The sequence below is a fragment of the Clostridium gallinarum genome (assembly GCF_014836325.1).
In the GTDB taxonomy this organism is placed as follows: domain Bacteria; phylum Bacillota; class Clostridia; order Clostridiales; family Clostridiaceae; genus Clostridium; species Clostridium gallinarum.
In genome coordinates, this window is the sequence record NZ_JACSQZ010000073.1 from 1 (window position 1) to 14,559 (window position 14,559).

A 14,559-nucleotide genomic window follows, 5' to 3' on the forward strand; every position below is an offset into this window, starting at 1 on the left:
TAGATAGAATAATAATCATATTAATAAAAATAATAGCTTTTTTTTGTTTAAAAAAATCTTTTAAAATAAAATTATTAATATTAAAATTATTAATATTAAAATAATCCAATAAAAACCAATATCCATCTAAATTAACCAATGGAATCATATTAAAAATTATTATCATTAAAGTAATATTAATTACAGGTATTAATAATTTTTGATTTGTAAAATAATATATAAAAAAAAGTATATTTATATATATTAACTGAAAATATACTCCACACCCATCTATTATTGCTCTTTTTTTATTATCAATAATCCAAATATTTTTTATTTCAACATATATTCTAGGAATTATTATATATAATCCGAATCCTAAAAAACCTGTATTTACATCAAATTTCTTGCATCCTGATAAATGACCAAACTCATGTAGTATCATACTTAAAAATACTAATAATACTATACAAAAATTCTCAAAACTTGAAAATTTAACTCTAAACGATATCATTGTTAATAATTTAATTATTATTAAAGAACTAAATATACTTATAATAAATACATATTTATTAATCAAAACTTGTAGAAAATTAAGTAATTTATCTAATTTTTTTGTACTAATTAAATCTATTTCTAGAGATAATTTATTAAATCTAATTTTTGATTTTTTATTCTTCAAAATATTATTTTTTTCTATTAGAATATTATTTTTTATCATATATTCTATACATTTATAATAATATTCATTATTATATATTTCATTTTTCATATATTCTTTAATATTATTATTGGAATCTTTAAATAACCCTATCATATTATATAATTGCTCATTAATCTTAAAACTTTCTTCAGTATATAATTCTATAACATACTCTTTCTTTTCATTAGAAAAGTTATATATATTTTTTATATTAAATATATATCTATCAATACTCATAAAAACTCCTTTTAAATATAAAAATGTATATATTTATATACATTTTTATATTTTAAATTAATATTAATGGGTATATGCAAAAGTTCCTGCCCCAACTGGTGAACTTAATGGACAAACAGTTCCTGAACCCCATTCTGGAGATGGTGGAAAGACTATAGTTCCATAACATCCACCACCTGTACCTATCTCATTTTTAAAAGGAACAGCTATAGATTCTAATCTTTCTTCTAATTTTTCCATACTAAAATCAAGTGTGATTTCAGAATTTTTCTCTTTAATATTTTTCATAATTCTCTCCTCCACATATTATAAACCTATAGATTTGTTTTCTTGCTAGCAATTAAATTTTACAAAAACATATAAAAAATGTCAATTTTATAAATAAAATTTAATTATATTTATAAAAAAATATAATTGTAGTTAATAATTTATCAAACTCACCTGGTATTTACATATATTTTTTGATAATTTAAAAAATTTATTATATATTTATTAGAAACAATATTCTAAAAATTTTAATAAAAAGGTGTTCCCGAGGAACACCTTTTTATATTACTTTAATTTATTATTAATCTTTCTTTTATTATTTTCTCTTATTAATGTACTTTTACTTATTCCTAATAATTCTTCAACTTCAGTATAACTATAGCTCCCCCCATTAACATTTAACATAGATAAAGCATTATCTATTTGTTTAACAGTATATTTTTTAGGTCTCCCCTCCTTGAATCCTTCTTTAGTTTTTGCTATAGCTTTTCCACTCTGAGTACGTTCTATTATCATAGCTCTTTCAAATTCTGCAAAGGCTAATAAATTGGTAACTATTAGTTTTCCCATTGGAGTATTTTCTATTAATCCCATATTTAATATATGGATTTTAACTCCCCTTTCCAGGAGCATATCAATATATTGTAATCCTTCTTTTGTACTTCTACAAAACCTATCTAATTTAGTAACAACTAATATATCATTTTTTTCTAATACATTTAAAACCTCATTAAATATTGGTCTTTCCTTTGCGCCACTAAAACTTTCTTCATAAATATTAACTTCTGAATAGACAGATAATATTTCTCCAATTTGCTGATCTATACTATACCCATCTAATTGACCTTTTGTTGAAACTCTACAGTATCCAATTATTTTATTGTTTTTGACACTTTTGATACCACTATCTAAAGTTATGTAGTATTTATTACCATTTAAATATATATCTTTTGAAATTTCTTTAAATCCATTAATTAAAGTTAAATATTTTTTATTTCCTAAAATTAAGAATCGTTCACTCTTATTGTTAAATCCCCAAACTACTATTTTATCTTTCTCTTGAATAACAGTAATTTCTATATCTTCAAATTTATATACTTCTTTTGTGTTTTTATATACTTTATGATTTTCTATTATTTTTCTTAAAAATTCTTGCATTTTTCACTCCACTTTTGACACTTATTTTTGACACCGTTTTTATATTGATTATCTCGTATATTTTTTTTAGTGTCAATACTTTTAAGTTTTGATACCTTATATATTTATTTTAAAATGCATTTCTATTTTAGAACTACATATATTTATATAAACATCTATTAATACTTGTATAAATAAAAAAGTAACTTGAAATTTAGTTTTCAAATTACTTTTTTATTTAGGATAATACAAATTTATTATTTATTCTATTTTTATAATTTATAGTATATTGGTTGTATATTCTCCAATAAATTTATCAGGTGTAAGTTTTAATATTTTTAGTTGCTCCCCTATCATTTCTACAGTAATTGGCTTATTAAAGTTTAAAGAAATATATCTTCCAAGTGCCATTACATTCTTCTTTAATTTATTTAGCTCTTTTTCTGTCATAACTCTTACATCAGTATGTGGATAAGCTGATAACTCTTTTTTATTAGATGGATGAATTAATATTGGATATCCCTTTTTACCTTTATACTCCTCAATAAACCAGTTATAACTATTAGATATTTGCTCTGCTTCCTTTTTATATATAAAACTTCTATTTTTATATACCTCATTTTTTGCTTCAACTATAACAAAATTATTATTTGACATATGCCATAATACATCTGGTAGTCCTTTTCCAAAGCATTTTTCAGGTCTTTGAGAATTATATCCTAAAAATTTTCCTAACTCCATAAAACCACTTTCAAATATATTACTATCTCCTCCAAAAATAAGTTTTTCTAATAATTTATTTACATAAATAACAACTGCATTTCCATCATCATAAGCTGTAATATTTTTAAATACTGCATTAGGTTGTAATCCTGTATTTCTTTCAACTTTTTTATATTTTATTCCTTCAATAGTTTTAAATAAATTATTATTTAATTCATGTGCTTTTATTTGTTTCTTTATCGCCTCACTCTTATCATTTTTATATAAATAAAATGCTGCTAGCTGTAAATACCATCCCTTATCACAATTATCTAATTTATCGCCTAAATTATTTATTGCATTTTCTATAATTTTACTAGCTTCTAATGATCTATTTGAGTTATATAATCTATATGCTTCTCTTTCTAAAGTTGCTAACTCAATTGGAATATAATTAATCTCTTCATCTGTTGCTTTTTGTAGTTCTGAATTATGAAATTTTATCCAACTATTATGCCTTGAAAAGCTTACGTTCATTATTGATAGTAATACTTCTGCTGATTTTTCATCATTAATTTTTTCAAGTTTTTTTGTAAATTTAACACCAATTTCAATCTGTTTTCTAGTTTGAGGTGAAAGATACTTTTTATTTTCTTTTATTGAAATAAATGTCTCTAAATCTGCTCCAGTTAAAATTACAACACTATAATCACTACTAGATCTTGTACTTCTCCCTATACCTTGTTCTATTTTTTGGGCTAATATTGTTTTAACGATTTTCGAACTTGGTCTAGCAATATTTAAATACTTTTCATATAAAGTTGTACCTAATGGTAATCCATCAATAATCAATACTCTACATTGTTCTCCATGTAAATCTATCCCATCATATCTATTAGGTAAAACAAAATACTTTTTTTGACCTGAACTTAACTTTTTTATCTCCGTTGAAATATTTTTACTATTTAATACTTCTGCTCCTCTATTTGTCCATCTTTCAGTATAGTTAGCATAAGAACTAGGTGTTAGAACTATAATATTTTTGTCTATACTTTTCGTTATTTCTGCCAATTTACTATTATCTAAAGATTCATTTATTAATGATGGAATTAAAATCATTCTCTCACCTATATTATAATGCTTGCTATTTACTAAAGGTGATTTTACAGCTTGCTCACCTATTCCTAACTCTTTTATCAATAATGAATCATCCAATAAAGTTGCGGACATAAAAATTCTTCTTTTGGCATTTTCAAAAGCTTTAAACTGATTAATTGGTAAACAATGGGGAGTTATTTCTATTGTATCTCCTGAAATAAAAACATTGCAGCTTTCTAAATTATTTTGTAATAATGGCCAATTAAAATAAATATTTTTCTTTACTTCGTCTTGCTTATCAACTTCATCAGGATAATGTTGTGCTACATTCGAAAGTAGACTAGCTATCATTTCTATATTCTCCATCCAACTCCAAAAAGGAATTTGCATTATTGTATATTTATCTCCTTCATATATACTTTTAGCACTTCCAATATCTTGTTGATGTAATGAATCTTCAAATATTTTATGTATCCTTTGATAAAGTTCTGATGAATTTTTAATCTTTAAAGTAAACTTATCTCTAGCTTTAGATATACATGAATGTGCATCATCAAGTATAATACTACCAATTTCAATATCATACTTATTAAAAATAGATCTTCCATTAAATAATTTATCAAATACAGTAACTAAAATTGCTTCATTATTTAAAAAATCTATCGGAAATTTATTTTCTCCATCTGAAAATGTTACACATTTTATGCCATACTCTTTTGATTTTTGCATAACTTGTTCTACTAATTGTAAATCTGGACATACATATACTGCTGGCCCTTTTCCTTCATTTAGACTTGATTGTAACATTAAAAGACCTACAAATGTTTTACCTGCTCCTGTATTCATTTTTAATACTATATCTTTATCATTTCTTCTATTAAACCATTCATTTAATATTTCAGTTTGTACATCTCTAAGATATTCATAATCACTACTTTTAACTAAACTTGAAAATATCCTATCTGGCTCTATAAATTTTTCTTCATCATCAATACTAAATAAATCATCTAAATCAAACATATTTATTCTCCTTTAATTATATTTTTTAGAATTATATATAAATATTACAATATTTCACCACATATATCCAGTTTTTTATCTATTTTATTTATTTTTTTAAATTTAACTTTAAATAAATTTCCTTGATAATCCATATACTTGTAAATTAAACTATTATTTCATAGTAAAAAATTTAAAAATTAATACATTGTAATACAAGGTATTTTGGTGTATACTGTTAATGGAGGTATTTATATGGATAAAGAATTATTGAAAGGTTTCATTGATATATTAATTCTATCTTTATTATCTAAAAAAGATATGTATGCTTATGAGATTTCAAAAGTTATAATGGAATATTCGAATGAAAGTGTAATACTGGGAGAAGGTACATTATACCCTGCATTAAAAAGATTTTATGAAAATGGATATTTAGATTATTATTGGGTAGAAAAAGAAAATAATCTTGTTAAAAGAAAATATTATAGGATAACTATAAAAGGCAAAGAGTATCTTAATTATAAAAAATCAGAATATAAAAAAATTAAATCTCTAATAGATCCGCTTATATAAGAAAGGAGTTTAATACTATGAAAGAAATAAATAAGTATGCTAAAAAATCAGTAAATAAATTAGATTTATCATTAAAAGAAAAAAGAGAATTAAAAATACAATTTATTGACCATATGACTGAACTATATAACAATCATAAACTTGAAGGGTTTTCAGATGAAGATTCATTAATTTATGCAATAGAAATGTTTAATGATAATACTCAAACAAATAAAAAAAATCATATAAAATTTGGATTAATTTCAGTTTTTACAATATATATCATAATTTTTTCGTTAATATTTGTATCTGTTTCAAGATCGGATGTTTCTAATATAAGACTTAATATATACCGTTTAATACCATTCCAATATTTCTTTTATTTATTACAAGCTTTTAGACAAGACAAACTATCCACCATTGAAATTTTAAAAGAACAAATTCTTTTGTTTTTATCATTTATACCAATGGGAATTTTTATTCCAATAATCACAGAAAAATATAAATCATTTATTTTAAATTTAAAAAAGTTTATATATTTTACATTAGGATTAGAAATTATGAAAATAATATTAGGATTTGGAATAGCTAAAATAGATTACTTTTTAATACATTTATTAGGGTGTTTAATTGGTTATGTATTATTTAAATTAATAATATTTTTATCAAAGAAATTATCTAATAAAAAAATATTAGCCTAAGTATTATACTTAGGCTAATATTTTTTTACTAATAACAGTATGCTTCTCCATAACCATATGCAGTATATTTATTATTAAGATTATCAATTCTTATTTTTAAATTATTAAATGTTTGTCCTGTTCCAAGTGAAAGTGTTATTTGTTTTGCTGATGATGAATTATCACCTGATACTGTCTTAGAAGCATATACGGTATCACTAAATACACCTTTTTTAACAACTGCATATTCAAACTTAGCTGTTACAGGAGCTGCAAGATCAGCCCATTGTCTAAAGTTTAATGATACAGAATTAGAGTTAAAAGTAAAAGATGAAGTATAATGAGTATCTGAAGCTACAAGTGAACTACTTGATAATGTAATATTCCAAGATGTAACTTGTGTTTCTGGAACTGGTTCAGAATAAGGAATTTCAATACCTGTTTTAATTTTAGGTAGATTATCCATTTTATCAATATATACTATTCCATTTTGAACTCTAAAAGGAACTTCAACAACATCACCATTTAAAAATTCAACTTTAGCATATATTGTAGAATAATTTTCTAATTTAATATCTTTATCTAATATAGTAAAATTAACTATTTGTTGATTAGGATCTTGTAACATCTCTTCTAACCAGATTTGATATTGAGCTTCATCATTTATTCTCGCATCACTAGATAACTTAGATGCTAGTACAACATCTTTATTTTTAAGGGCTGTTAAGTATTGAGTAACTAAAATTTGTTCATCATTTTGAGTTGCTGCATTAACCTTAATAGGAGCTATAGTTAGAAATAATAATCCTACTATCAGTAATGATAATTTTTTTAAGTTTTGCTTTTTCATAAGTGTTTCTCCATTTCTATTTATTTAAATTTTACAAATACATTATATCAAAAATTTTTGTAATTAATTGTCGTTATTTGTTATAAATTATTTTTTTTACAAAATTTAAAAATTTGGTATTTATTCTTTATTATATGCTTTTATTTTATTTATATATTTATTAAATTGATAATGAAAGTAAAAAAGAACTCAATAAAATATAAATTGAGTTCTTTTTTATTACTAAATTTATTGTTTTAGTTCCATTATATGTTATAATTTATTTAGCTTATTTTCCGTATAAAGATGGATACGGTGGTTTGTACATTTTTCCACCTTGCTGCTATTGGTGAAAATTTCACTAAAGCTTAAAAGGTGGTGGTATTGGAGATGCAGGAAATTATAACGATAGGAGCTATCTTATTAGCTCTAATTAGAATGATATTGAAACATAACAAGGACTTTTCTTTAGAATTACAAGTTAAGATTCTTGGGTTAAATATAAGAATCCAAAGCAAAGAAAAAAAGCACCCATCTTGCAAATAGTGCCTTTTTCTTAATTTAAAACCTGTTTAAATTTCACCAATAGCCCTAAAGCTAAAAATGTTCTGATTAGGTTAGTGTTCGTAGCACTAACCTTTTCTTATCTTTATTATACCAAAAATTAATGATAATAAAACATATTTATATAAATTTATTTAATAAAATATATTTTATTAAATCTTTGGGAATTAAGCTCTTTTGAAAATTTATCAAATAATAATTCGTTTTTCAATGTATAATATTTTTTTAATTCTTCTTTTTCTATTTTCTTAATATTCTCTATTAATAACCATATTTTTTTTGGTTCATTTCTATATAATTCGGGAATTAAATTCATATTTACATTAACAATACCTTTATTTTTAAATTTTTCACCACTTACTACATCTGCAATATAATAAAATTCTTCATTATCACTATTATTAAAAAAAATAACCTTTTCAATATTTTTAGGATTCCTAATTGAATTATTAGTTGAATACCATGTTTGCCCATCATTTAATAAAGATTTCTCATAATATGTATTTATTATTTCAATAGCTTTCTTATTTTGACTTTTATTATCCTTTAATCTAAAAGCTACCATTTTGTTATTTTTTTTCATAAAAAGCTCCTTTCATATTAAATATAAATTTATTATAAATCAAATGTAAAATTTAAAAAATATTATATAACTATATTTTTATGGCTTTATTTTCAAATAAAACCTTTTTCCTATAGCAATACTTCCATTAAACTCTAATTTTGATTCAACATATCCTAAAGATTCTAACCTTTTTAACTCATTTGTAATAATTCCTACATCTATTCCAGTTAATCTATTTAAATAAGATACTTGAATTATCTTATTTCCATAATGATCTTCTATATAAAGTAATACTGATAATAAAATTTTTCTGCTACTATTTAACTTAGTATCAAGTAAATAAATTATAGGTATATTTAACCCACCTATTAAATCCTTAGAAATATCTTTTATTAAAACATCTTCAATAAAATTCTTAGTTCTCATATTTTTAGCTCTCCTTTAAATTATATATCATTCTTGTTTACGATATACTCGTAAATGATACATATATATAAATATAAAATTTATTAATATCTAGTATTTATATAAATAGAAATACACCATAAACTTAATAGATAAAGATATTATATATAAATATTAAAAAAATTTATATATTCTAAAGCAAGTAATATCAATGCTTTATGCTACTTTTTATATTACTAAATTTTCATGAATCCGAAAATATTACTTATTTTGGAAGTTGTTTTTCTTTTAATATCATCCTATTTAAATATTAACTTATAACTCTTATTTATAGAGTTTTTTATTGCTCTTTGATATTATAATATCTTTAAAAATAAATCTTGTTATATGGTCTTATAGATAGCTTGTACACATTACTTTTATTATAATTATATTTATCTTGGTGGTGAACCTCTTTGGTTTTTCAAATCTTCGATTCTCCTAAATTTATAAATTTCTACGTTTAATTCTTGTGCATTTATACTATCTTCTTTTTTTTCAAATTCAAATTTTAATTGTAGACCATTTACTACTTTTCTTTCTGAAATAATTTTTATTTTTTCTTTTCTATTTTTTCTTTCTTCTTCTAAGTTTACAACTTTTCTGCTCTTATAATATACAGTTATTCCATTTTTATTTTTAGTTAAAAATCCTAAATTCTCTAATTCTTTTAAGAAGTTATATACACTTCTTTCATTTTTAAAAGCTAAATATTCAGCAATTTTTTCAATTCCTAAGCTTATAAATGCTCCATAAACATTACTTGAATAAGCTTTAACTATTAACATTAATACCTTTCCTATTTTTTGGTCTAATACATCTACTGCATTTTCTATATATTCTAATGGTAATCTATATATTGATTTACCTCTCTTTACTGTTAATTTAAATAACCCATCTTTCTTTTCTAATTTTCCATTCATTTTTTTTGCCAGCTCTTTTAAAGTAGCTGCTTTTATTCCAACTTCATCTACATTAAAATATCTGCCAAAAACATTTTTCTTTTCTAATTCTAAATAAGCTCTATAATGACGTACTGACCCCTTGTTGTTATAAATAGTTTCAACTATATTTCTTGAAATATAGATACTATTTATTGCCTTTTTACAGACATTACAACAAAGACTTAATCCTTCTTCTTCAAAAAGCATTTTTGCTTTATCACAAGAAAAATTTGTCCCATTTCTTTTTAATGATTTATACTTTCTTTTAACTGCATTAATATTCTCGTCATGATTCCATTCAATAGCTTTTTGTGTTAAAACTTCTATTACTTCATCTTCACTATAATTAGCTTCACTCAGACCTAATGCAATACTTACTAAGAAATTATTTCTATTACCCTTATCCATTAACGGCATATTTATTAATGCTTTTACACACTCTCTGCTACATTCTGTTCCAGGTAAATTTAAAACTTTATTTTCTTTATTTTTGTATTCCTTTAAAAACTTTTCAACTTTCTTTTTAGATCTTTGATAAAGCTTAGTCATGTTTATAGCTTGAGTTCCAGTTAACTCTAATTTTCTTATGTCCCTTTGATTTTTAGTTAAATTTTTTCTTGTTAATTGACCAGCCATTAACTTCATAAATTCATCTATTGAAACATAATTAACATATCCATCTTTATAAAAACTTCCTGGTGTTTTTATTAATCTGTATGATGAATTAACCACGCTTTCATCTACAAATTTTAAGCCTAGTTCTTCTTTTATTTTTTTATACATTTCTGTATAAACTCTATGAACATTCTTGCTTGGTTTTAATCCAAAAGTTTTAGGATTAACCATTATATAAACCGATTTTGAATTATTAATTATAATAACTATATCTCTTTCATCTACATTTAAATCATTCATTAAGTATTGAAGGTAATGAGCTACCTCAAATAACACATCTGTATGCTCTTTCTTCTTTGATGATTCAAATTCTAAAGTGAAAGGATAATATCTATCATCTAATTCTTCAGCTCTTAAATTTCTATTTTGTTTATTTAAAAAAGTACAATGACTTTGAAGGCTCATATGGCTAAGATCTTTATTCCATCTATTTTTTATAGGATATTCTAATAATTTTTCTATATGAGTTTCATATTTTTTCTCAGCTCTATTTTGAGAAAATTCTCCTAGGACTACCTCATGAATACCAAAATAATTTTGGACTTTACCTTCTCTATTTCTCAGCTTATATATGAACATTTGCTCTATGAAATTACCAATTTTCTTCAAAGTCATTACACCTCCTTGTCCTTGATAATTTGTGATTTTGGGTATAGTTTCCCCCTCCCCACAATTTATCTATTTAAATTGCTCTATATTATTTTCCAACAATAAAAAAACTCTCAGGTACAAATACCTAAGAGTTTTATATATCAAAACTTATGTTATGCAAGCTCAAATTCTAAAGTCTACCAAATATTCTTTTAGTTTCCTCATGTTAATTTGTTCATCTTTTATATTGCACAAACTTTCACCTTATGCTATTATATAAGCATAAAATGAATTGAAGTTCCAACACTCTGTTTCTTGGTATTCCTAGTACCAGGTTTCAGTTATATAAAATTAAATGTTTCCTAGGCATTTAATTTTATCGTTCGGAATTAAAAATATGAGAAGAAAAAAATTTCTTCTTTTTTCTAAATTATATTACAAATTAATAAATTTTACAATATAATTTAGGTAAAAAGTAGCAGTAATATTTATTACTGCTACTTTTTTTATTTTATTATGTAAAAAAGAAATCTCTTTCTTTTTACCAGTTTATCCCATCGAAAAATTTCACTTCTATTTATTGGAAATTAAATACTCTTAGGGTTTCCCCTAAGAGTAATATTAAAAATTTAATTTATTGTTTTTCTATAATATATATTTTGTAATATGTTTCGGTTACTAATTTTCCATCTACAATTCTTATTCCAAACTCAGTATTTTCGCCTATCTTTTGAATAGCATTTTCTATTTGCGTATCATTTATTTTAAGTTCAAATCCCTCATATATTAAATATTCTTTACCTGTTTTAATATCTCTATTCAACTTTTTATCTGATTTTTTCCCAATTTCTTCAAATCTATTAATAATATCATCTACTACATAATTTATACTTGTTTCTACTCCATATACTTTTTCTTCACTTTCAACTTTATTTTCTTCTTCAATTTTAGCTTGATCTTCTTTTTCAATTGCTATTTCTTCTTTAGCCTTATCTTTTTCATTTTTATATTCTTCTATTTCTTTATTTAATTTATCAATTTCACTTTCAAGATTTTCTTTTTCTTCTGAAGAACTACTAACTTCATCCTCATATTTATTAACTAATTGAGTAAGCTCTATTATCTTATTATTTTTAGTTATTGTCTGAATTTGGAATATTGATATTATTAATACAAGTAATGCAATAATTATTTTAGTTTTTGGATTTCCCTTTGTAAAATCAAAAATATTTTTTATATTCATAATATCACCTACATACTCATAGTTTTACTTTTAATATTTGTTTTAAGTTTTTTATTCTTTAATTTATGTAAGCTTTCTTCTTCTATTAATTGACGCTCTACTATAGTTAATTTAGTTATTGCCATATTCATATCTTTTATATTTGAACCTACAAAATTACTAGTTTTATCTATTTTGCTTCTTCTTAAATCTGCTCCCGATAAATCTGCATATATTTTTGTATTTCTTAAATCACAACTTTTAATTATAGCATTTCTCAAATCTACATTTTCTAAATTTAATCCTCTTAAATCTTCTTTTTCAAGAACTAATCTCTCCCCTTTAGCTCCTGCTGTTTTTAACCATTCTTCATGCAAATTAACCTTTTTAAAAATTTCTTCTTCCTTTTCTTTAGATATTTTAATATTATCAATACCTTTATCTATTAATTTTTCATCTTCATTTATTTTCAGATCATTATTATTATTATTACTATATTCAATATCTCTATTTATCCTATATAAATTATTGTTATCATCTATATAAATTAACTTATTACTCATAAGGCTTTGCCCTGTATAAGCATCTCTATAATTCTCTTTATATTTCATTAATACATAAATCCCTTTATCGAAATTTCCATCAAATAAAAATTTGCATGAATTATTTTTATCTACTATTTCTTCAAACTCTTCTTTTGAAACTTTATTTACTTTAATTAAATCCCCATTTAAAGTTTCTTTCAATTTTTCATTTTCAATTTTTATATACTCTGAATCATCTAGCTCTTTATTTATTTTTTCTATATCATTAAATTCATTTTCTTTATTTTTCTCTTGTATTAAAGTATCTTCAATTACTTCTATAAACTCTTTTGTTGTTTCTCTAACATCTTTTAAAAGATTAATTTTATCCTCTTGATTTAAAGTTTTACCCCATCCTTTAATATAATTAAATGAATACTCACTTGTATCTATATTAAAATATTTACATACAGTATAAGCAACAAATTCAGCTTGAAACTCTTTAGCTTGTTTCGTAATTTTATCATTACCTATATGTAATTTAGCGTGTGCTAACTCATGTACTAATGTTTTTATATTTTGTATTTCACTATTTCTTGGATTTAAAGCAACTTCCCTTGTTAACAAATAAGTTACCCCTTTAGCTACTCCCAATTCACTTTTAGGATTTATTATTTTTACATTTATTTTTTCTGCTATATTCTCTAAAGATTTTTTCATAAGGTCATAATTTTTAACATCCCCTTCAATCCATCTATTAGGAAACAATTTAGGAATATCATCTAATTTAGCATTAGTTTGACTAATATCAAATACATACCCTTTTTTAAATACAGTTACTCCATTTATAAATGGTAATTCTTTTTTCTTTATTAATTCTAGCTCTTGTTCTGTTGCTTTACTTATAAGTTTTATATTTCCTTCTCTATCTTCAAATCTATCTGCTAGTTTTGTTGGAACTAAAACTTTTATTCCTTTTTCTCCTTTATTAACTGTAAAGCCTTTCTCCTTCCAAAACTTAAATGATCCTACTGCAATAGCTCCTTCAAATTGACTTTCTATAAGAAACATATTTCTTAATGAATATCTATAGAAATTTTTAAGATACTCACCTAATTTTTTAATATCTTCAGGACTATTGAATAAATTATCTATCCTTTTCATCGAACTTTTTAATAGCTCTTCTATCTCTTTATTTATTTCTTTATTTGATTTTTTTTCATAAATCATAACATTAACTTCCTTTCCTTATCTTAATAGCAATTGCTTATAAAATATTCGTATTATGGCACAAAAATTTTTATGGCCATAATACTTTTTTGTAATTTATCCTGGATAAAATCAATTCTTTCACGAACATTATTCTTTATATATAAGAAAAAGCACTAAATAATATTAGTGCTTTTTAATCTTGAAATTCTTCTATAATTTCTATATCTTCAATAATACTTCTTGTTAAAGAATCATACTCAATATATATTTCCTCTCCATTTATAATTGAATACTCTATTGATTTTATATAATTTTCACTTGCTTTGACTACTATACTTTTTTCTTTATCTATACTATAAACTTCAACTTCATTTTCATTTAATACTTTTTTTAACATACCTATTTTTTTCATAAAAAATACTCCTTACATCTAACTATAATTAATTTCATTTTGTAATTTTTCATAAGCTATTTGGTTCTTAATTTTCTCAATATCTTTTGAAAAAATTTTTTTTATTCTATTTACATCTTTTTGATTAATAATAATTTTAGAGTTATTATTAAATGTTTTTTTCTTTTCTTCTTCATTTATCACTTCCCTTATATCATTTAAAAATGAATTTCCTAATCTAGTA

At 23.0% G+C, this 14,559-nt stretch carries 14 protein-coding genes and 1 pseudogene; 3 read left to right on the top strand and 12 right to left on the bottom strand.

Annotated elements, in window-relative coordinates; all coding sequences use genetic code 11:
- The 4 genes from H9660_RS14330 to H9660_RS14345 all read right to left on the bottom strand — a co-directional run.
- The coding region (locus tag H9660_RS14330; RefSeq protein ID WP_191751063.1) for a zinc metalloprotease at positions 1-919 on the bottom strand (919 nt) is incomplete at its 3' end.
- Between the two features lie 63 nt (positions 920-982).
- Positions 983-1,207 (bottom strand): hypothetical protein, encoded by a 225-nt coding sequence (locus H9660_RS14335; RefSeq protein ID WP_191751064.1) that lies wholly within the window; start codon positions 1,205-1,207, stop codon positions 983-985.
- A gap of 264 nt (positions 1,208-1,471) precedes the next feature.
- Positions 1,472-2,344 carry a recombinase family protein gene (locus H9660_RS14340; RefSeq protein ID WP_191751065.1) on the bottom strand — a complete coding sequence of 291 codons (873 nt, stop codon included), beginning with the start codon at positions 2,342-2,344 and terminating at the stop codon, positions 1,472-1,474.
- A gap of 258 nt (positions 2,345-2,602) precedes the next feature.
- Positions 2,603-5,143: a DEAD/DEAH box helicase family protein gene (locus H9660_RS14345; RefSeq protein ID WP_191751066.1), complete on the bottom strand. Its 2,541-nt coding sequence runs from the start codon at positions 5,141-5,143 to the stop codon at positions 2,603-2,605.
- A 234-nt stretch (positions 5,144-5,377) separates the two neighbouring features.
- On the opposite strand from H9660_RS14345, the gene H9660_RS14350 reads away from it, so the two are divergent.
- Together H9660_RS14350 and H9660_RS14355 are read left to right on the top strand one after the other, a co-directional pair.
- Entirely contained in the window at positions 5,378-5,695 is a 318-nt protein-coding gene (locus H9660_RS14350) for a PadR family transcriptional regulator (protein ID WP_191751067.1), read from the top strand.
- Between the two features lie 17 nt (positions 5,696-5,712).
- Positions 5,713-6,375 carry a VanZ family protein gene (locus H9660_RS14355; protein WP_191751068.1) on the top strand — a complete coding sequence of 221 codons (663 nt, stop codon included), beginning with the start codon at positions 5,713-5,715 and terminating at the stop codon, positions 6,373-6,375.
- 28 nt (positions 6,376-6,403) lie between these two features.
- Here the strand turns inward: H9660_RS14355 and H9660_RS14360 are convergent, their stop codons facing one another.
- Positions 6,404-7,204 (bottom strand): hypothetical protein, encoded by an 801-nt coding sequence (locus H9660_RS14360; RefSeq protein WP_191751069.1) that lies wholly within the window; start codon positions 7,202-7,204, stop codon positions 6,404-6,406.
- Positions 7,205-7,573: 369 nt separating this feature from the next.
- Between H9660_RS14360 and H9660_RS14365 the strand changes: the two genes are divergently transcribed.
- The gene (locus tag H9660_RS14365; protein WP_191751077.1) at positions 7,574-7,729 is read left to right on the top strand and encodes a hypothetical protein; all 156 of its coding nucleotides are present in this window, start codon (positions 7,574-7,576) and stop codon (positions 7,727-7,729) included.
- Between the two features lie 148 nt (positions 7,730-7,877).
- On the opposite strand, the gene H9660_RS14370 is transcribed toward H9660_RS14365, so the two are convergent.
- The 7 genes and pseudogenes from H9660_RS14370 to H9660_RS14400 form a co-directional block, all read right to left on the bottom strand.
- Complete coding sequence (locus tag H9660_RS14370) at positions 7,878-8,330, bottom strand: hypothetical protein (protein WP_191751070.1); 453 nt, start codon at positions 8,328-8,330, stop codon at positions 7,878-7,880.
- 78 nt (positions 8,331-8,408) lie between these two features.
- Entirely contained in the window at positions 8,409-8,738 is a 330-nt protein-coding gene (locus H9660_RS14375; protein WP_191751071.1) for a hypothetical protein, read from the bottom strand.
- A 413-nt stretch (positions 8,739-9,151) separates the two neighbouring features.
- Positions 9,152-10,990 (bottom strand): hypothetical protein, encoded by a 1,839-nt coding sequence (locus H9660_RS14380; protein ID WP_207729492.1) that lies wholly within the window; start codon positions 10,988-10,990, stop codon positions 9,152-9,154.
- A 610-nt stretch (positions 10,991-11,600) separates the two neighbouring features.
- Positions 11,601-12,209: a hypothetical protein gene (locus H9660_RS14385; RefSeq protein ID WP_191751073.1), complete on the bottom strand. Its 609-nt coding sequence runs from the start codon at positions 12,207-12,209 to the stop codon at positions 11,601-11,603.
- An 8-nt stretch (positions 12,210-12,217) separates the two neighbouring features.
- Positions 12,218-13,942, bottom strand: coding sequence for an ArdC-like ssDNA-binding domain-containing protein (locus tag H9660_RS14390; RefSeq protein ID WP_191751074.1), 1,725 nt, complete (start codon positions 13,940-13,942; stop codon positions 12,218-12,220).
- Positions 13,943-14,117: 175 nt separating this feature from the next.
- Complete coding sequence (locus H9660_RS14395) at positions 14,118-14,336, bottom strand: hypothetical protein (RefSeq protein ID WP_191751075.1); 219 nt, start codon at positions 14,334-14,336, stop codon at positions 14,118-14,120.
- 18 nt (positions 14,337-14,354) lie between these two features.
- Positions 14,355-14,559 (bottom strand): annotated as a pseudogene (locus tag H9660_RS14400) (MobP2 family relaxase); the annotation flags it as partial.

Bases quoted from the DNA above. Each gene is read 5' to 3' on its own strand.
- H9660_RS14390 (WP_191751074.1), bottom strand. From the start codon at position 13,942: ATGATTTATGAAAAAAAATCAAATAAAGAAATAAATAAAGAGATAGAA.
- H9660_RS14360 (WP_191751069.1), bottom strand. From the start codon at position 7,204: ATGAAAAAGCAAAACTTAAAAAAATTATCATTACTGATAGTAGGATTA.
- H9660_RS14350 (WP_191751067.1), top strand. From the start codon at position 5,378: ATGGATAAAGAATTATTGAAAGGTTTCATTGATATATTAATTCTATCT.
- H9660_RS14335 (WP_191751064.1), bottom strand. From the start codon at position 1,207: ATGAAAAATATTAAAGAGAAAAATTCTGAAATCACACTTGATTTTAGT.
- H9660_RS14365 (WP_191751077.1), top strand. From the start codon at position 7,574: ATGCAGGAAATTATAACGATAGGAGCTATCTTATTAGCTCTAATTAGA.
- H9660_RS14345 (WP_191751066.1), bottom strand. From the start codon at position 5,143: ATGTTTGATTTAGATGATTTATTTAGTATTGATGATGAAGAAAAATTT.
- H9660_RS14375 (WP_191751071.1), bottom strand. From the start codon at position 8,738: ATGAGAACTAAGAATTTTATTGAAGATGTTTTAATAAAAGATATTTCT.
- H9660_RS14370 (WP_191751070.1), bottom strand. From the start codon at position 8,330: ATGAAAAAAAATAACAAAATGGTAGCTTTTAGATTAAAGGATAATAAA.
- H9660_RS14340 (WP_191751065.1), bottom strand. From the start codon at position 2,344: ATGCAAGAATTTTTAAGAAAAATAATAGAAAATCATAAAGTATATAAA.
- H9660_RS14380 (WP_207729492.1), bottom strand. From the start codon at position 10,990: ATGACTTTGAAGAAAATTGGTAATTTCATAGAGCAAATGTTCATATAT.
- H9660_RS14385 (WP_191751073.1), bottom strand. From the start codon at position 12,209: ATGAATATAAAAAATATTTTTGATTTTACAAAGGGAAATCCAAAAACT.
- H9660_RS14395 (WP_191751075.1), bottom strand. From the start codon at position 14,336: ATGAAAAAAATAGGTATGTTAAAAAAAGTATTAAATGAAAATGAAGTT.
- H9660_RS14355 (WP_191751068.1), top strand. From the start codon at position 5,713: ATGAAAGAAATAAATAAGTATGCTAAAAAATCAGTAAATAAATTAGAT.